This is a genomic window from Marinobacter changyiensis (assembly GCF_009193265.1).
In the GTDB taxonomy this organism is placed as follows: Bacteria; Pseudomonadota; Gammaproteobacteria; order Pseudomonadales; family Oleiphilaceae; genus Marinobacter; species Marinobacter changyiensis.
Genome location: NZ_VZZZ01000001.1, coordinates 391,639 through 409,559 on the forward strand (window position 1 = coordinate 391,639; position 17,921 = coordinate 409,559).

Genomic DNA, 17,921 nt, shown 5'->3' on the forward strand with positions numbered 1-17,921 from the left:
ATTATAACTGCCTTATGCGCATACCTTTTTGACCGCTCGCTCAAACCGCTCCAGTCCTTCGTCGATATCCGGTTCCGGGATGATCAGGGAGGGCGCCAGACGAATGACATTCACCCCCGCGATCAGCACCATGACACCTTCGTCAATCCCCGCGTTGAGGAAGTCCTTTGCCCTGCCCTGCCATGCTTCGGTCAGCACACACCCCAGCAGCAAGCCTTCCCCGCGCACCTCGCTGAAGATCTGGTAACGCTCGCCAATGGCCATCATGCCCTTGCGGAGACGCTCGGAGCGAGCCTTGATGCCTTTGAGAATTTCCGCCTGAGACACCGTATCAATGACTTTCTGAGCCACCGCACAACCGAGCGGGTTGCCACCGTAGGTACTGCCATGGGTGCCAACGCCCAGGCTGGCCGCGATTTTAGCGGTGGTCAGCATCGCCCCGATCGGAAACCCCCCGCCGAGTGATTTTGCCGACGACAGAATATCCGGCGTGACGCCGTACATCTGATATGCGAACAAATGCCCGGTCCGACCGACCCCGCACTGCACCTCGTCAAATACCAGCAGAGCATTGTGCCTGTCACAGAGCGCCCGGAGCCCCTCAAGAAAGGCTTTGTCGCCAGGCATTACGCCGCCTTCGCCCTGGATGGGCTCGACCACGATGGCACAGGTTTTACCGGAGATCAGCGCTTCAACAGAGGCCAGATCGTTGAAATCGGCGTGGTGAATGCCCCCGGGCGCAGGCTCAAAACCTTCCAGATACTTGGCCTGCCCGCCGACGCTGACGGTGAACAGGGTGCGGCCGTGAAAGCTGTTGCGGAACGAGATGATTTCGTTCTTCTCCGGACCGAAATGCTCCCAGGCGTAACGGCGAGCCAGTTTGAAAGCCGCCTCGTTGGCTTCGCCCCCGGAGTTGGCGAAAAACACCCGTTCGGCGAACGTCAGATCGCACAGTGTTTTTGCAAGTTTGAGGGCCGGTTCATTGGTGAGAACATTCGACAGGTGCCAGAGTTTTCCTGCCTGCTCAACCAGCGCCCCTACCAGACCCGGGTGGGCATGGCCGAGAGAAGTCACAGCAATACCGCCCGCCAGATCAACGAATTCGCGCCCGTCCTGGTCCCAGACCCGGGAGCCCTTGCCTTTAACCGGAATAATTTTGCCCGGCGCGTAATTGGGCACCATAACTTCGTCAAACAGCTCGCGGGTGATGCTTTGCTTGTTCATTCGGGTCTCACCATTAACAGACGGTTGTTATATTCAGTTTAGTCGCCCAAGACCCTATTGGGTATCGGGATTATACGGATTCAATGGGGACAGAACGGAGGCACCCGTGTCAGGGCATCAATACGTCAGGCTCACCGGTTCCGGGCAGCTCAATGACTGTCAGTTGACGGCCATCCTGACCCATCAGCGCCTTGACTACCAGCTTATAGGAATCCAGATCGAAAGTGACTCGCGCACCATGAACCGAGATCTCATGCAGTTCATCTTCGTGGTGAACGGTCGTGATGTGCAGCCAGTTATAGATGACCAGGATGTCCGTTCGGCCAGTGGCCTGATCCCGCTCCACAACGCCCACCGGCCCCTGCCAGGGCCAGGTTTTCAGGCGCAACCCGTGGAAGCCAATCTGTGCTCGAAGGTTATAGCGCACCACGTCCTCGCCGCCATCGCAGGCGCCGTTGCAGCGGCCCAGTGTGCGTTGGAAGCACGGGCCCTCGCGCTCCGGCTCAAGCCCCAGCAGTTTGTTGCAGAGGTCGTTTTTCTGGGCAATACCGCGCAGTGCCCGCTCGGCGTCTTTTTTACTGCGGAACAGCCCGTAATAATCACCCAGCCGATGGGGCTCAATCTCCCGGACCAACCGGGCTTGCAGATAACCGGACCGGTTTGCCGCCAGCTCAATACTGACCAGGGTTTTTGCCGCCCGTGAGCGCCGGTTGAACAGCGGGCTCAGGCCTTTTATCTGCTTCAGCTCCAGTAACAGGGCGCCCAGCTCTCCGGCGGTCTCCGTCCATTCGACGCGGCGCAGGCTTTCAGAAATGCGCACATCCTTGTTGGTGTTGTGATCACCGGAGAAATGCGACGCCACCCGTTGTTGGATACTGGTGCTTTTACCGACGTACAGCAGTACATCCTTCTCACCATAAAACCGGTACACGCCGGGGCAACGGGGCAGGTCCGACAGAATATCGGCTGGCAAGTGAGAGGGCACGCTGGGCCGTTTGAGTAAAAACCGCAGTGCCTCCTCAAACCGCTCCTGACCTTTGTCGGCCATCGCGTACCGAAAAAACTCGAACATCGCCGATACATCGCCCATCGCCCGGTGGCGCCGCACCTGTGCCAGCCCATAACGGGCAATCAGGGCGTCCATGTTATGGCGAGGGAATTCCGGGTACAGATACCGGGACAGTTTCACCGTACACAATACCGGTGCCGAGAACGCCTGGCCCAGCCGGCGAAACTCGGACTTGATGAAACTGTAATCGAAGCGGGCGTTGTGGGCGACGAAGATGACACCGTCGAGCTTTTCCCGGAGAACGTCGGCAATCCCGGCGAACACGGGGGCATCAGCGACCATGGCATTGGTAATGCCCGTTAACCGCTCGATGAAGCTCGAGATGCGAGTTTCAGGGTTTACCAGGGTTTGATATTCACCAATGATTTCAACGTCTTGCCAAAAGCGGATACCTACCTCGGTGATGCGATCATAGCTGGCATTTCCACCGGTCGTTTCGAGGTCGAGGAACGCGAATATTTCCGAGCTTGTAAGGTGATTTTTCGGGACCATCAAATACCTACGCACAAAAAACAACTATAGACTACAGTAGAATCAAGACAGTCTAACGACACACCTTAGACCTTCGTCTAATTATTAATCGAAAATGTTTGATTTGTCACAGATTCGTAACTAGTTTGTACGGGACCGTACAACAATAACCTGTGGAGACAACAACGATGCAAAGCAACAAACTCAGGATGGCAATCCGTGCGACGGCCGCCGCGGCAGTGCTTGGGGTAAGTGCTCAGGCCGGAGCCGTAAGTTTCGAGACTGGCGGTTACGAGACCAGCGTCTATGGTTACGGCCGGTTTAACGCGAGTTATGACATAGACAATGACAATTCTCTGAGCACCCGCTCAGGATCTTACGCAAACCTTGCCACGGACTCCGGTGTTGATGGCCACTTTGGTGCGGACGCATTCCAGAGCCGGATCGGTGTAACAACTATAAGCCCCGAGGGCGTCAAGGTTAACATCGAAGGTGACTTCCGTGGCAGTGGCGGCGGAACCGTGCGTCTGCGTCACGCCTACGGTGAATACAATGGCGTGCTGCTGGGCCAGACCTGGTCGAACTTCACCAGCTTCGTCGGCAACACCTCCACACTGGACTTCGACTCTCTGCCCGGCGCCGCTGGCCTACAGTCCCGCGCACCTCAGGCCCGCTATACCTCCGGCCCGCTGTCGTTCTCGCTGGAGCAACCGAGTGGTGACATCGGCAGAAACAACACGGACAACAGTAATATTCTGGATATTAACAGCGGCAAGGATTCCCTCCCAACGTTCACTGCAAGATTGCAGGATTCTGCGGGCGGTCTCTCCTACGCTGCAGCAATTCTGGCGCACCAGGTTGAGTATGACACAGGCACTGAAGACGACAGCGCGGTAGGTTTCGCCACTTTTGGCTCGCTGAAAATGGCGCTTACCGATATGATCACCATTCAGGGCTCAGTGTCTTACACTGACGGGGCTAACAGCTACCTGTATCGCTCCGGTGACAACTTTGGCGCAGCCAGCGCCTATATTGATGCCAGCGGCAACCTTGAAACTGTATCCGGCTACGGCGGCCAAGTCGGCACAGGCATTAACCTGGGCGGCGGCAGAAGCGTCAACATCGGTTATGGTATCGTTCAGGTTGACTGGGACGACGCCGAAGACGATGGTATGGCTGTCGGCGGACAGAGCGAAACCAACTCAGCAGTGATGGCCAACTACCAGTGGACTCCGGTTGAAAACGTCATGATGGGCGTTGAGTACCAGTTCCTGCAGCGTGAAAACGTAGACGGTTCTGACGGTGACGGAAGCCGTATCCTGTTCGCAGGTCAATACAACTTCTAAGTCACACCTGGAAGTTTGAATACAAGAAACCCCGGCTCCGGCCGGGGTTTTTTTTGACCTGCACAAAATAATACAAACAAAGCGGATACCTACGGACATCAAACGACAAAGACCGGGGCCTCGTTTCAGGACACGCTATGAGCACCGTCCTGAAACGAGGCCCCGGCCTTTGTCGGACCTCCCAACCTACAGGCCAGGAGGATACCTAACACGGAGCAAAAAACTTAAAGCAACAAGTGCCGAATATCTCCCAGCAACTCGCTGAGCAAGGCCGTAAACCTGGCGGCATCGGCACCGTTCACCGCCCGGTGATCATAGGACAGGGACAACGGGAGGATCAGCCGGGGCTGGAACTCCTTGCCATCCCAGACCGGCTTCATGGCCGCTTTTGACACCCCGAGAATGGCTATTTCCGGCGCATTCACGATCGGCGTGAACGCCGTGCCACCGATTCCACCCAGGCTGGTTATGGAGAAGCAGGCGCCCTGCATCTCGTTGGGCTTGAGCTTCTTGTCCCGCGCTTTACCGGCCAGCTCCATCGCCTCATCCGCCAGCTCCCACAGACCTTTCTGATCGACGTTACGGATAACCGGAACCATCAGGCCGGCGGGGGTATCGACGGCAACGCCGATGTGGATGTAGTTCTTATGGACAATTTCCTTCTTTTCCATATCCAGCGCCACGTTGAACTGGGGCAACTCCGCCAGCGCACGGGCACAGGCCTTGAGCAGGAATGGCAGCGGCGTGAGCTTTGAGCCACGCTTTTCGCCAGCCGCTTTCTGGGCCTTGCGGAAATTTTCCATCTCGGTGATGTCAGCATCATCGAACTGGGTCACATGGGGCACATTCAGCCAGCTACGGGCCATGTTGTTGGCGGTAGCGACCTGCATCCGTGACATGGACTCGCGCTGGATATCACCAAACTGGCTGAAATCCGGCAGCTTGATGCCCGGAATACCGGAACCGCCTGTGACGGCGCCCCCGCCGGCCCCGGCTTCCTGGGTGCGGTGGAGCTGCTGCTTCACGTAGGCGTGAATATCGTCCTTCACAATCCGGCTCTTGGGCCCACTGCCTTTAATCCGGGTCAGGTCCGCGCCAAGTTCACGGGCGAGCTTGCGCACCGCGGGGCCTGCGTGGACCTTTGTGCCCGCAGGTGGCAGTTCTGGCTCGGGCGCCGCCTGGCGCTCTTCTTTGGCGGGTTGTTTTTCCTGTTTCGGAGCAGAGGTGGATGACTCTTGCGATGCCGGCGCTTCGGGCTTCTCGTCTGTGTCGCTGACATCCTCACCCGACTCACCACCGGTTACCTGCATTTCCAGCAGATCATCGCCCTGGGAAATCTTGTCGCCTTCGGACACCAGGATCTTGCCGATCTTGCCGGCAAAGGGTGAAGGAATCTCCATGGTCGCCTTGTCAGACTCCACAGTGACCAGCGGATCATCCTCGGCGACTTCGTCACCTTCCTTGACGTTGATCTCTATGATGGGCACGTCCTCGGAGCCGCCCATATCCGGTACCTGAACCTTCTCTTTACGAGCGCCACCACCGGAAGATGCCTTCTTGGGTTTGCTCTCGGCATCGTCGGATTTACTCTCCGATGCCTCGGCTTTTTCAGGTTCCGGTTTTTCGGGCTTCTCATCAGCGTCGTTCTGCGACTCATCAGAGCCGCCGGATTCGTCCCCGGTCTGTGCGCCTGACTCGACTTCCATCATGCCGACGACATCGCCCTCCTTGACCTTGTCACCCACCTTGACGGTGATTTTGGTGATCTTGCCGGCGGAGGGTGAAGGCAGCTCTACGGATGCCTTATCGGACTCTACAGTAAGGATCGGATCTTCTTCGGCTACGGAGTCACCCTTGCTGACGGTGATTTCGATAACCTCGACTTCATCCGCCCCGCCGAGATCCGGAACTTTGATTTCCTGTTCACTCATGGCGGTCTCCTTAGCTCAACACCGGGTTCGATTTATTGCGATCAATGCCGTACTTGCGCATTGCCTCCAGAACCTGGTCTTCCTTGACCTCGCCGTCACGAGCCAGTGCAGTCAAAGCAGCCACCACAACGTGATAACGGTCCACTTCGAAGAAGCTTCGCAGCTTCTCACGGGTATCACTGCGGCCGAAGCCATCCGTACCCAGAGTCACGTAAGTGCCAGGCATATAGGCCCTGACCTGCTCCGAGTGCAGCTTGATGTAATCTGTGGATGACACCACCGGGCCTTTCATTTTCTCCAGGCACTGGGTGATGTACGCTTTTTTCGGGGTGTCGTCGGGGTGGAAACGATTCCAGCGGTCAACGTGCTGCCCCTCACGGGCCAGTTCATTGAAGCTGGTCACACTCCAGATATCACTGCCGACGCCAAAGTCGTCTTTGAGCAACTGGGCACCCGCACGCACCTCATTCAGGATGGCACCGGAACCCATCAGCTGAACCCGAGGGCTCTTGCTTTTACCCTTCGCTTCGACCGACTCGAACAGGTACATGCCTTTTATGATGCCTTCCTCGATACCTTTGGGCATGGCGGGCTGTTCGTAGTTCTCATTCATGATGGTGATGTAGTAGAAGACATTTTCGTTGCGCTCGTACATGCGCTTCATGCCTTCGTGGACCACCACCGCCATTTCGTAAGCGTAGGCCGGGTCATAGGCAATGCAGTTCGGGATGGTTTGCGCCAGTACATGGCTGTGACCGTCCTGGTGCTGCAGACCTTCGCCGTTCAATGTAGTGCGCCCGGAAGTACCGCCCACCAGGAAACCACGGGCCTGAATGTCACCCGAGGCCCAGGCGAGATCTCCAACGCGCTGGAAGCCGAACATGGAATAGAAGGTGTAGAACGGAATCAGCGGGAAGTCGTTGGTGCTGTATGACGTTGCCGCTGCCATCCACGCAGCCATCGAGCCGTGCTCGTTGATGCCCTCTTCCAGAATCTGGCCCTTTTTGTCTTCCCGGTAATACATGATCTGGTCACGATCTTCCGGTACATACTTCTGACCTTCGGCGGTATAAATACCCAACTGCCGGAACATGCCTTCCATACCGAAGGTCCGGGCTTCGTCCGGCACAATCGGAACCACACGCTTACCGATGCGCTTATCCTTGGTCAGTGCCGTCAGCAGGCGGACAAATGCCATGGTGGTGGAGATCTTGCGGTCACCGGTGCCTTCCAGCAGGTTCTTGAAGATGTCCAGCTCGGGTATCTTCAGCGGCTGGCTATCCTTGCGGCGCTTGGGATAAAAGCCACCCAGATCCTGCCGGCGCTTCTTCATGTAGACCAATTCCGGGCTGTCTGGCGCCGGTCGGTAATAGGGCACCGCTTCCAGCTCATCGTCTTTCAGCGGTATCGCGAACCGGTCACGGAAGGCCCTCAGCTGATCAATGTCGAGCTTTTTGAGGGAGTGCGCGGTGTTCTGAGCTTCCCCTGCTTCGCCGAAGCCGTAACCTTTGATGGTATGGGCCAGAATGACCGTCGGGCGGCCACCGTTGTTGTGCACCGCGTGATGATAGGCAGCGTAGATCTTGTAGGGGTCGTGGCCGCCGCGGTTGAGCTTGCCGATCTCGTCATCGGAGAGATTCTCGACCATTTTCGCAAGTTCCGGGTATTTGCCGAAGAAGTTCTTGCGGGTGTATGCCGGACCATTGCTCTTGAAGTTCTGCAGATCGCCGTCACAGGCTTCTTCCATCACGCGCTGCATGAAACCTTCCTGATCACGGGCAAACAGCGGATCCCAGTGACGACCCCAGACCACCTTGGCTACGTTCCACCCGGCGCCCCGGAACACACCTTCCAGTTCCTGTATGATCTTGCCGTTACCGCGCACCGGCCCATCCAGTCGCTGCAGGTTGCAGTTGATCACGAAAATCAGGTTGCTGAGATTTTCACGCCCTGCCATGGAAATGGAACCCAGGGTTTCAGGCTCATCACACTCGCCGTCACCCACAAAGCACCACACCTTGCGGTCACCCATTTCAATCAGTTCCCGGCTGTCCAGGTACTTCATGACATGGGCCTGATAGATGGCCTGGATGGGACCCAGACCCATGGAAACGGTAGGGAACTGCCAGTAATCCGGCATCAACCAGGGGTGAGGGTAAGAGGGCAGGCCTTCGCCATCGACTTCCTCGCGATATTTATCAAGCTGGTTTTCTTCCAGCCGTCCTTCCAGGTAGGAGCGCGCATAAATACCCGGAGAGGAGTGGCCCTGGAAATAAATCAGGTCCGATTCCCGCTTTTCATCACCGCCATGAAAGAAGTAGTTAAAGCCCACATCGTAGAGCGTGGCCGCTGAAGAGAACGAGGAGATGTGGCCGCCGAGCTCGCCTGGACGCTGGTTCGCTCGCAAAACCATGGCCATGGCGTTCCAGCGAATCAACGAGCGAATTCTCCGCTCCATAAAAAGATCACCGGGCATTGGCGCTTCCCGGGAAACGGGAATGCTATTCCGGAACGGTGTCGTGATGGAGTAAGGGAGTTCAGTGCCGTCCCGACTCGCCCTTTCGGACAATCGCTCGAGAATGTATTTGGCGCGATCAACGCCTTCTTGTTCTATCAGAGACTCCAGTGCATCTAACCATTCACTGGTCTCGATGGGATCATCGTCCTGGTACATCAAACCCTCCCCTAACCTTATTTAGTGCAGCGGCTTCCGCTAAAACAGGCAACCGGCCGCGCGATGTGAAATTCAAACCGTTACAAATGCAGGTGTCTACTCGAATGTTTCCTATACAGCATAGAACAGGATTATTAACTTTCCTGTCTAAATTGGCCGCAACTGCCAAGCCCGGGAGAAACTCGATTAATGAATACCCTCGGCAAAACCTGATGGATCAGTGCGGCTTTAATTTTGTAGTATTTTTACTACGAATTCGCTCAAAAACTCTAAGAATAGTGAGGAATAATGCCCTTAGTTGCGATTTCAAACAACCTGCATACGACCAATGTCGTAGCATTACGAATGGTGAGCCAAATCCTTGCCACTCTAAATAAAATCTTCACGATAAAGCCCCTTTATACCGACACGATTCCGTTCATTTCAACACCAGCCAAGTGTTTGGTCCGCATTAGAGCGCAAGACAGGCAAGAATTTTGATTAGACCTGAAAACAGTTTCACACTTCTGTATACTTTCTCGCCTATTTTTAGTCGATGGGCGAGCCGCCAGATCCTCTCGCCGACAACACAATGCAACTCGAGGACGCTCCATGAACTCTATCGTCAGCTTTCCAGATCGCATCCCCGCTGTCGAATTCGAAGAACGGCGCTTTCAGGTGTTCACCGATCGCCAGATGGACAAAATCGAGGTGATTCAAAACCTGCCGGAAGCCACCCTGTTTGAAATGAAAGTGGTTGCCAGCGTATTGCCGTTCCGGGTCAACGAGTATGTGATCAACGAGTTGATCAACTGGGACAAGGTCCCCAACGACCCGATCTATCAACTGGTGTTTCCCCAGAAGGGCATGTTGAAAGACGAGCATTTTGAACGCATGGCAAAAATGCATCGCGATGGCGCTGATAAAAAACTGATTCAGGCGGTGGCCAAGGAAATCCGCGACGAGCTCAACCCGCATCCGGCCGGGCAAATGGAGATGAATCTGCCCGAGTTTGATGGCGAGGTTCTTGAAGGCGTTCAGCACAAGTACCGGGAGACCGTGCTGTTTTTCCCGTCCCAGGGCCAGACCTGCCACTCCTATTGCACATTCTGTTTTCGCTGGGCGCAGTTTGTGGGTGACAAGGACCTGAAAATGGCCAGCACCGATGCCGGCAAACTTCACGGCTACCTTAGGGAGCACCCGGAGATCAGCGACCTTCTGGTTACCGGCGGCGACCCCATGGTGATGAAGACCAAACATCTGGTGCAGTACCTGGAGCCATTGCTGGAACCGGAATACGACCATATCCAGACCATCCGGATTGGCACCAAAGCCCTCACCTTCTGGCCCTACCGCTTTGTCACTGACAAGGACTCCGAAGAGCTGCTGGACCTGTTCACCCGGCTGGTAGACGGCGGCAAGCACGTGGCTATCATGGCGCACTACAACCACTGGCAGGAAATCACCACCGACATCGCCGAAGAGGCCATCCGTCGCATCCGTGCCACCGGCGCCGAGATCCGCGCCCAGGGCCCGCTGATCAAACACGTCAACGACAACGCCGACGACTGGGCCAGACTGTGGAAGAAAGAAGTACAGCTGGGCATCATCCCCTACTACATGTTTGTGGAGCGGGACACCGGCGCCAAGAACTACTTCGAGGTGCCATTGGTGGAAGCCTTCCACATCTACCGCGATGCCATCAAACAAGTCTCCGGCCTCGCCCGCACCGCCCGCGGCCCCTCCATGAGCGCCGGTCCCGGCAAGGTGGAAATTCAGGGCATCACTGAAATCCACGGCGAGAAGGTGTTTGTGCTGCGCTTTATCCAGGGCCGTAACCCGGACTGGGTGCAGCGCCCGTTCTTTGCCCAATACAGCGAGACGGCCACCTGGCTGCATGAACTGAAGCCGGCTTTTGGGGAGGAGAAGTTCTTCTTTGAGGATGAGTTTGAGGAAATGAAGAGGGGGAATGGCTGAGTCAGAAACCGAAGAACGGGGGTCGGAGCCCCCGTTCGTCTGTCAGTGCATCAGGGTATACAGCTTACGCCGGTATGTCCGCACGTCCGCGTTGTTATTACCCAGCTTGTCGAACAGCTCGATCAATGTGGTTTTGGCGATGCCGTCCTTGTAGGAAGCGTCGGACTGGATCAGTCGAATCAGCAAGTCCATGGCCTCGGCATTATTGTCTTTCAGTACATGCTGCAAGGCCAGCTGATGCAGCGCAGCGGAATCCTTCGGGTTGGCGTCGAGGGTTTTCTCGAGCTCCTGTATTGGCGGCAGTTCACCGGCCTGCTTCATGAATTTCAGACGGGCGGCGAGTTGTCGGGCCTGGGGCTGCATTTTCTCTTCGGGAGGCAAGCTGTTCAACACTTGCTCTGCCGTTTCGATGTCTCCCAGCTCGGCCTTGATCTGGGCCAGGTCAATGAGCACCTTGAGATCACCGGGATCATTCTGGTTCATTTCGGTCAACACGGTGAGCGCACCGTCCAGATCGCCTTCTTCCCAGAGCCGGTGGGCTTTGTCGTGGGGGTTCTCGGCCGGCGCTTCCACATGCTTGTCCAGCACCTTGCGAACCTCCCCCTCCGGCAGAGCGCCATTGAAACCGTCCACGGCCTGGCCATTCTTGACGAGTATGACGGTCGGCAGGCTGCGCACGCCCAGGCTGCCGGAGAGCTCCTGCTGCTCATCAGCGTTGACTTTGGCCAGCATGAAGCCGCCTTTGTAGTCATTCGCCAGTTTCTCCAATACCGGTGTCAGCTGTTTGCAGGGGGCACACCAGTCAGCCCATACATCCACCAGTACCGGCGTTGTCATGGAGGCCTGCATGACTTTTTCCTGAAAGTTTTCAGCGGTGGCATCGAAAATATACGGCGAACTGCTCATGGTTGAGTCCCGATCCATAAAATAAAAATGATACCTCAATAGGTAGAGGCGGGGCGGGCAAATTCAAGTCCTGACCGAGCCCAGCCTTGAAATAACCGCCAGCGCCGTCACATTACGGGAATAGCCTTTAAACCTGTTGAACCATATAGGGACGCATACGCCGCATGAATGACGACAGCCAGCAGGACCCACATGATGATGTCACCGAATACATCGGTAAAGACGAGAGTAAGAACAGCCTCACGCTTGCCCGTCAGTCCATGCCCCGGCGCATGTACGTCATTCCGGTGTCCAACCGCCCATTTTTCCCGGCCCAGGTTCAGCCAGTTGTAGTTAACCAGAAACCCTGGCACGAGACGCTCAAACGCGTCAGTGAAACGGACCACCACATGTTGGGGCTCTGCTTCGTGGACAATCCTGTTCAGGATGACCCGGTGCCGGAGAGTGACGAGCTCGAAACCATGGGCTGTGCCGTGCGCATACATCACGCCCAGCAGGAAGACGGCAAGATCCAGTTCATCGCCCAGGGCGTGCAGCGGATCCGGATTGTGCAATGGTTGCGTCGCAAACCGCCGTACCTGGTCGAAGTCGAATACCCGGAGGAACCCGAGGAGCAGAAGGAAGAGCTCAAGGCATACACCCTCGCCATCATTAGTGCCATCAAAGATCTGCTTCGCACTAACCCGTTATACGGCGAGGAGGTCAAACAGTACCTGTCCCGCTTCGGGCCGGAGGACAGCTCACCGCTTGCGGATTTTGGTGCTTCGATGACCAGTGCCCGGGGTACCGAGCTGCAAGAGGTGCTGAACACCGTTCCCCTACTGCGGCGAATGGAAAAAGTCTTGCTGCTGATGCGCAAGGAACAGGAAGTTGCCCGGCTGCAGGCCGAGATCAACGAAGAAGTGAACGACAAGGTCCAGAAGCACCAGCGCGAGTTCTTTCTCCGGGAGCAGCTCAAGGTCATCCAGCGTGAACTGGGCATGGCGAAGGATGACAAAACCGCCGATGCCGAACGCTTCCAGGCCCGGATGACCGAACTGTCACCACCGGATCACGTGGTGCAGCGCTTTGAAGACGAGCTGGAAAAGCTGCGGGTGCTGGAACAGGGTTCTCCGGAATACGGCGTCACCCGGAATTACCTGGACTGGCTGACCCAGGTGCCCTGGGGCCAGACGTCCAAAGACCACTTCGATCTCGCGGAAGCCCGCCGCATTCTCGATCAGGATCATGACGGCCTGGACGATGTTAAGGACCGCATCGTGGAGTTCCTTGCAGAGGGCACCTTCAAAGGCGAAGTCTCCGGATCGATCCTGCTTCTTGTTGGCCCGCCGGGGGTCGGCAAAACCTCTATCGGGCGCTCGATCGCCGATGCACTTGGCCGCGAATTCTACCGCTTCAGTGTCGGGGGCATGCGGGATGAGGCGGAAATCAAGGGCCATCGCCGCACTTATATCGGCGCCATGCCCGGTAAATTTGTTCAGGCTCTGAAAGACGCCAAAGTCGCCAACCCGGTCATCATGCTGGATGAGATCGACAAGATCGGCGCCTCCTATCAAGGTGACCCGGCCTCGGCCTTGCTGGAAACCCTGGACCCGGAACAGAACCGGGAGTTCCTTGATCACTACCTCGACGTGCGGATGGATCTGTCCAAAGTGCTGTTTATCTGTACTGCCAACCAGCTGGACACCATTCCCCGGCCCTTGCTGGACCGCATGGATACCATCCGCCTGTCGGGCTACATCACCGAAGAAAAGCTGGTAATTGCCAAACATCATCTGCTGCCACGCCTGCTGAAACGGGCCGGGCTTTTGAAGAAGCAGTTCAACGTGACCGATGCGGCCATTCGTCAGGTCATCGAAGGCTACGCCCGCGAGGCCGGTGTTCGGGGCCTGGAAAAACTGCTCCACAAACTGATTCGCAAAGGCATCGTCAAGCTCCTGGAAAAGCCGGGCACCCCGGTAAGGGTCGGCATTTCCGATCTTGCCGGTTATCTGGGGCAGCCCCAGTTCAAGCGCGAAAAAGCCATGAAAGGCATCGGTGTAGTAACCGGGCTGGCGTGGACGGCCATGGGGGGCGTGACATTGAGTATTGAGGCATCGCGTATCCACAGCAACCAGCGCGGCTTCAAACTGACCGGTCAGCTTGGTGACGTCATGAAGGAGTCCGCAGAAATCGCCTACAGCTATGTGTCCTCCAACCTGAAGCGCTTCAAAGGTGACCTGACCTTCTTTGACAAATCGTTCGTGCATCTTCATGTGCCCGAAGGCGCCACGCCGAAAGACGGCCCCAGTGCCGGCATCACCATGGCCACCGCCTTGCTGTCCATCGCCCGGGGTGAAGCTCCGCAGCAGAATATCGCCATGACGGGCGAACTGACGCTGACCGGGCAGGTGCTGCCCATTGGCGGGGTGCGGGAAAAAATCATCGCGGCCCGGCGACAGAAAATCGATACCTTGATCTTGCCAGAGGCCAACCGGGGTGACTATGAAGAGCTTCCGGACTATCTGAAGGAGGGGCTGGAGGTAAACTTTGCCAAGCACTATTCCGATGTTTACTCGGTGTGCTTTGGCAACAAGCCGCGAAAGGAATCCAGCGTCCATTAATATTTCTGGTCTGACCAGTGTGGGCGCGCATTGACACCAATCATGCCGTTATCTTTACTGAATTCGTCGTAGATCAAAAAAAACAAATAGCCGGTCTCTCCCAAGTCACCGGTTCCCAACTCGATGATCAAAGAGAGCGGCAAACAATGCACAAAAAATTCTCGATCCTGTATGTGGCCGCAGGCCTCGCTTGCGTTCCTTTCGCTTATAGCCAGTCCGACGACACCCTCAAGAAACTGGGTAATTTCCAGACCACCGGAAAGTCCGAATTTACCGTAATCGACCAGAAAGGCGACAGCGCAGACGCCATCCGGAAAACCCTTGAAAAGATCCAGCTCCCAGAGGGTTTCGAGATCAGTCTGTACGCGCTGGTTCCGGATGCCCGCCACATGGCTGTCGGACCCCAGGGGGTGGTTACCTTTGTGGGTACCCGGAAAACAGAGGTCTGGGCCGTGACCGACCGGGACAAAGACCGGGTCGCCGATGAAGTCAAAAATTTCGCGCCCTCGCTGGCCAAAGCTGTGCCCAACGGCCCCTGTTTCTCACCGGACGGCGTGCTTTATATCGCAGAGCAGAACCGGGTGCTGGCTTACCCCGCCGCCGAGTTTTTCTATGAGGGCGGAGACGTGGTGGCTTCCGAAGTCATTCCCGGAGGCAAGCTGATTCCCGAGCAGTTCGTGAGCTACAATCACACCGCGCGGGTATGCGATGTCGGGCCCGACGGGAAACTCTATATCTCCCTGGGACAACCCTACAATGTCGCACCTCCCGAGCATCTGGATACGTTTAACGAGGTCGGTCTCGGCGGCATAATCCGGGTCAATCAGGATGGCACAGGACGGGAGGTATACACCCGGGGCGTCCGGAACTCCGTCGGCCAGGATTTCCACCCCTCCACCGGAGAACTCTGGTTTACGGATAACCAGGTCGACGGCATGGGTGATGACATTCCACCAGGAGAAATCAACCGCCAAACCGCTATGGGCCAACATTTCGGCCACCCCTGGTACGGTGGCGGTGACGTGCGTACCAATGAATATAAAGGCGAGGAAGTGCCGGTGGAGGTGGTGTTCCCGGTTGTTGAAACCGTGGCCCATGCCGCGGACCTCGGCATGATGTTCTACACCGGCAAGATGTTTCCGAAGCAATACCAGGGTGGGATATTCTCAGCGCAACACGGTTCCTGGAACCGGACCACGCCCATCGGCGCCCGTGTCATGTTCACGCCGGTAGACCCGGAGGGCAACATTGCTGGAGAGACGGTTCCGTTCGCCGAGGGATGGCTGGATGAGAACGGCGAATACTTGGGACGCCCGGTCGATGTGACGCAGCTTAAGGATGGCTCACTACTGGTCTCCGACGACCTGGCTGGCGCCGTTTACCGAATCGCCTACACCGGTTCAGACTCCTGAACTCAGCACCGGGGGGAGCACCCCCGGGTCTTTCGGAGAAACCCTATGACAAGAACAACCCAGGCGGCCCTGTCAAGAACATTGATTCTCGCATCTTTTCTGGCTACCGGCTCGATTGCCCAGGGTGCAGATCCTGCAGAAGGGCGGAAACTCGCGGCCCAGTGCAAGACCTGTCATGGTCTGGACGGGATTGCAAAGATACCCATCGCACCACACCTCGCTGGCGAAAGTCAGATTTATATCGAAAAACAACTAAAGGCTTTTCGCAGCGGCCAGCGGGTGAACGAGATGATGTCTGTGGTGGCAAAAAACCTGACGGATCAGCAAATTTCTGACCTTGCAGCCTGGTACCAATCTATCGAGATCACCGCAAAGATGCCGGAATAAGCCTTAAAACCGATGCCGGGTTCTCAGGACCCGTCATCGGCTTTTCCAGCCATCTTCCCGCAGCATTGGCCCGAGGTCGAGTACGGGCGAGGCATCGATGTCGTCGGCGTCCATCATATTGGCGACCCGCTGCAGTGACGCGATGATCATGGTTTGTTCCCATTCGTGCAGGCTCTGGAACTTCTTTACGAACTCTTCCTGCAGGGGTTCCGGGGCACGGGCGAGAATGTCGACCCCGTCTTCGGTCAGGTGGGCGTGAACCTTGCGCTTGTCCTGGGTGTTGCGCACCCTGTAAACCAGCTTGCGGAGCTCGAGGCGATCAAGAATGGTCGTCACCGTGGCCTGACTGAGGCTGACCTTGTCAGCGATGGTGCCGATGGTGACTTCTCCGAGATCCCGGATGGTTCTCATAATCAACAGTTGCGGGCCGGTGAGTCCCGAGTGTTTACTCAGTCGCTTGGAGTGCAGATCTGTCGCACGAATAACCCGCCGGAGCGCAATCAGCACCTGCTCATAATTGTTCACGTCCCTACTCCTCAACTGACCTTACATCAAAAAAGGCCCCTGACCGCTGCCTACGCATTTTATTTATACCACTAACTATTAGAGGTCTTTGCATCGTAGAATGCAAGCGTGGCTGGTTGCTTTATTTCTGCTCCAATTCGTTCCTGAACTTGACAACAAGCAAGGCCTGGTGTTCTTTTAATCCGTTGAGAACATAAGAATAACCCTGACCCAAAGTAGGACAGACCCAATGAATACATCCGTAAAGAAACTTGTAGCAGGTATTGGCGCTTCCATTGCTCTGATGGGCGCCGGCAGCGCATTCGCTGAAATCAAGATCGGTATCGCCGGCCCAATGACCGGCCCGGTTGCCCAGTATGGGGACATGCAGTTCTCCGGTGCCCGCATGGCAATCGAGCAGATCAACTCAAATGGCGGTGTCATGGGGGAAAGTCTCGTTGCCGTCGAACTTGACGACGTGTGTGATCCCAAACAGGCCGTCACTGTTGCCAACAGAATGGTGAACGACGGTGTTCGCTTTGTTATCGGCCACCTCTGCTCAAGCTCCACACAGCCTGCCTCGGACATCTATGAAGATGAAGGCATCCTGATGATCACACCGGCATCGACCAGCCCGGATATTACCGAGCGCGGCTATGAGTTGATCTTCCGCACTATCGGCCTCGACAGCATGCAAGGCCCTGTTGCCGGTGAATACCTGGCCAGCCTGAACCCGGAGCGGGTCGCTGTTATCCACGACAAGCAGCAGTATGGTGAAGGTATTGCCACAGCCGTACGCGATACGCTGCTGGAGAATGACGTTGAAGTTCCCATGTTCGAAGGCATCACTGCTGGCAGCAAAGACTTCTCGTCACTGGTGACCAAACTGCGGGACGCCGGTGTCGACTATGTCTACTACGGCGGCTACCACCCGGAGCTCGGGCTTATCCTGCGCCAAGCGCGTCAGGCTAACCTGGATGCGGTCTTTATGGGCCCCGAGGGCGTTGGCAACAAAGATATCAACACCATCGCCGGCGAAGCTGCGGAAGGCCTGCTGGTAACCCTGCCGCCTGCCTTTGACGAGAAGGCCGAGAACCAGGAGCTGGTCAAAGCGTTTGAAGACAAGGACGAAGACCCATCAGGCCCCTTCGTGCTGACTTCATACACCGCGGTTCAGCTGGTGGCTGAGGGTATCGAACAGGCCGGATCCACCGACCCGTTTGAAGTCGCCGAAGCACTTCGCAGCAACACATACTCCACTCCGATCGGGACTGTTGAGTATGATGAGAGGGGCGATATGAAGTCGTTTGAGTTTGTTGTTTACGAATGGCATTCAGATGGCAGCAAAACTCCGGTAAACTAAGCCGCAATCGTTAATTAACGGTAATGGAACACCTTCTCACCGCGATCCGGGAGAAGGTGTTTTTTTAAGCCCCCG

At 56.4% G+C, this 17,921-nt stretch carries 12 protein-coding genes; 6 read left to right on the forward strand and 6 right to left on the reverse strand.

All coding sequences use genetic code 11. From position 1 onward, the window contains the following. Window positions 1–12 precede the first annotated feature (12 nt). Both F6Y09_RS01990 and F6Y09_RS01995 read right to left on the reverse strand, forming a co-directional pair. Window positions 13–1,224, reverse strand: coding sequence for an aspartate aminotransferase family protein (locus tag F6Y09_RS01990; protein WP_152205249.1), 1,212 nt, complete (start codon window positions 1,222–1,224; stop codon window positions 13–15). Window positions 1,225–1,333: 109 nt separating this feature from the next. Then, complete coding sequence (locus tag F6Y09_RS01995; protein WP_152205250.1) at window positions 1,334–2,785, reverse strand: exonuclease domain-containing protein; 1,452 nt, start codon at window positions 2,783–2,785, stop codon at window positions 1,334–1,336. Between the two features lie 167 nt (window positions 2,786–2,952). Here F6Y09_RS01995 and F6Y09_RS02000 point away from each other — a divergent pair, with 167 nt between their 5' ends. Next, entirely contained in the window at window positions 2,953–4,110 is a 1,158-nt protein-coding gene (locus F6Y09_RS02000) for a DcaP family trimeric outer membrane transporter (RefSeq protein WP_179959318.1), read from the forward strand. A 224-nt stretch (window positions 4,111–4,334) separates the two neighbouring features. Here the strand turns inward: F6Y09_RS02000 and aceF are convergent, their stop codons facing one another. Further along, entirely contained in the window at window positions 4,335–6,041 is a 1,707-nt protein-coding gene (aceF, locus tag F6Y09_RS02005) for a dihydrolipoyllysine-residue acetyltransferase (protein ID WP_152205251.1), read from the reverse strand. A gap of 10 nt (window positions 6,042–6,051) precedes the next feature. After that, window positions 6,052–8,715 carry a pyruvate dehydrogenase (acetyl-transferring), homodimeric type gene (gene aceE, locus F6Y09_RS02010; RefSeq protein ID WP_152205252.1) on the reverse strand — a complete coding sequence of 888 codons (2,664 nt, stop codon included), beginning with the start codon at window positions 8,713–8,715 and terminating at the stop codon, window positions 6,052–6,054. A 591-nt stretch (window positions 8,716–9,306) separates the two neighbouring features. Here aceE and F6Y09_RS02015 point away from each other — a divergent pair. After that, a complete protein-coding gene (locus tag F6Y09_RS02015) occupies window positions 9,307–10,671 on the forward strand; it encodes a KamA family radical SAM protein (RefSeq protein WP_152205253.1) in 1,365 nt (454 codons plus the stop codon). A 42-nt stretch (window positions 10,672–10,713) separates the two neighbouring features. Here the strand turns inward: F6Y09_RS02015 and trxA are convergent, their stop codons facing one another. Then, window positions 10,714–11,577 carry a thioredoxin gene (gene trxA / locus F6Y09_RS02020; RefSeq protein WP_152205254.1) on the reverse strand — a complete coding sequence of 288 codons (864 nt, stop codon included), beginning with the start codon at window positions 11,575–11,577 and terminating at the stop codon, window positions 10,714–10,716. A gap of 164 nt (window positions 11,578–11,741) precedes the next feature. On the opposite strand from trxA, the gene lon reads away from it, so the two are divergent. From lon to F6Y09_RS02035, 3 genes are all read left to right on the forward strand, one after another. Continuing rightward, window positions 11,742–14,180, forward strand: coding sequence for an endopeptidase La (lon, locus tag F6Y09_RS02025; RefSeq protein ID WP_152205255.1), 2,439 nt, complete (start codon window positions 11,742–11,744; stop codon window positions 14,178–14,180). A gap of 146 nt (window positions 14,181–14,326) precedes the next feature. Further along, a complete protein-coding gene (locus tag F6Y09_RS02030) occupies window positions 14,327–15,592 on the forward strand; it encodes a PQQ-dependent sugar dehydrogenase (protein ID WP_152205256.1) in 1,266 nt (421 codons plus the stop codon). Window positions 15,593–15,637: 45 nt separating this feature from the next. Beyond that, window positions 15,638–15,979 carry a c-type cytochrome gene (locus F6Y09_RS02035; RefSeq protein WP_152205257.1) on the forward strand — a complete coding sequence of 114 codons (342 nt, stop codon included), beginning with the start codon at window positions 15,638–15,640 and terminating at the stop codon, window positions 15,977–15,979. Window positions 15,980–16,012: 33 nt separating this feature from the next. Here the strand turns inward: F6Y09_RS02035 and F6Y09_RS02040 are convergent, their stop codons facing one another. Beyond that, window positions 16,013–16,504 carry a MarR family winged helix-turn-helix transcriptional regulator gene (locus tag F6Y09_RS02040; protein ID WP_152205258.1) on the reverse strand — a complete coding sequence of 164 codons (492 nt, stop codon included), beginning with the start codon at window positions 16,502–16,504 and terminating at the stop codon, window positions 16,013–16,015. A 229-nt stretch (window positions 16,505–16,733) separates the two neighbouring features. On the opposite strand from F6Y09_RS02040, the gene F6Y09_RS02045 reads away from it, so the two are divergent. Next, window positions 16,734–17,846, forward strand: a complete 1,113-nt coding sequence (locus F6Y09_RS02045; protein WP_152205259.1) for a branched-chain amino acid ABC transporter substrate-binding protein — start codon at window positions 16,734–16,736, stop codon at window positions 17,844–17,846. Window positions 17,847–17,921 lie beyond the last annotated feature (75 nt).

Excerpts from the sequence above, each read along its gene's own strand:
- F6Y09_RS01990 (WP_152205249.1), bottom strand. The coding sequence starts at position 1,224 with ATGAACAAGCAAAGCATCACCCGCGAGCTGTTTGACGAAGTTATGGTG.
- F6Y09_RS01995 (WP_152205250.1), bottom strand. The coding sequence starts at position 2,785 with ATGGTCCCGAAAAATCACCTTACAAGCTCGGAAATATTCGCGTTCCTC.
- F6Y09_RS02000 (WP_179959318.1), top strand. The coding sequence starts at position 2,953 with ATGCAAAGCAACAAACTCAGGATGGCAATCCGTGCGACGGCCGCCGCG.
- aceF (WP_152205251.1), bottom strand. The coding sequence starts at position 6,041 with ATGAGTGAACAGGAAATCAAAGTTCCGGATCTCGGCGGGGCGGATGAA.
- aceE (WP_152205252.1), bottom strand. The coding sequence starts at position 8,715 with ATGTACCAGGACGATGATCCCATCGAGACCAGTGAATGGTTAGATGCA.
- F6Y09_RS02015 (WP_152205253.1), top strand. The coding sequence starts at position 9,307 with ATGAACTCTATCGTCAGCTTTCCAGATCGCATCCCCGCTGTCGAATTC.
- trxA (WP_152205254.1), bottom strand. The coding sequence starts at position 11,577 with ATGAGCAGTTCGCCGTATATTTTCGATGCCACCGCTGAAAACTTTCAG.
- lon (WP_152205255.1), top strand. The coding sequence starts at position 11,742 with ATGAATGACGACAGCCAGCAGGACCCACATGATGATGTCACCGAATAC.
- F6Y09_RS02030 (WP_152205256.1), top strand. The coding sequence starts at position 14,327 with ATGCACAAAAAATTCTCGATCCTGTATGTGGCCGCAGGCCTCGCTTGC.
- F6Y09_RS02035 (WP_152205257.1), top strand. The coding sequence starts at position 15,638 with ATGACAAGAACAACCCAGGCGGCCCTGTCAAGAACATTGATTCTCGCA.
- F6Y09_RS02045 (WP_152205259.1), top strand. The coding sequence starts at position 16,734 with ATGAATACATCCGTAAAGAAACTTGTAGCAGGTATTGGCGCTTCCATT.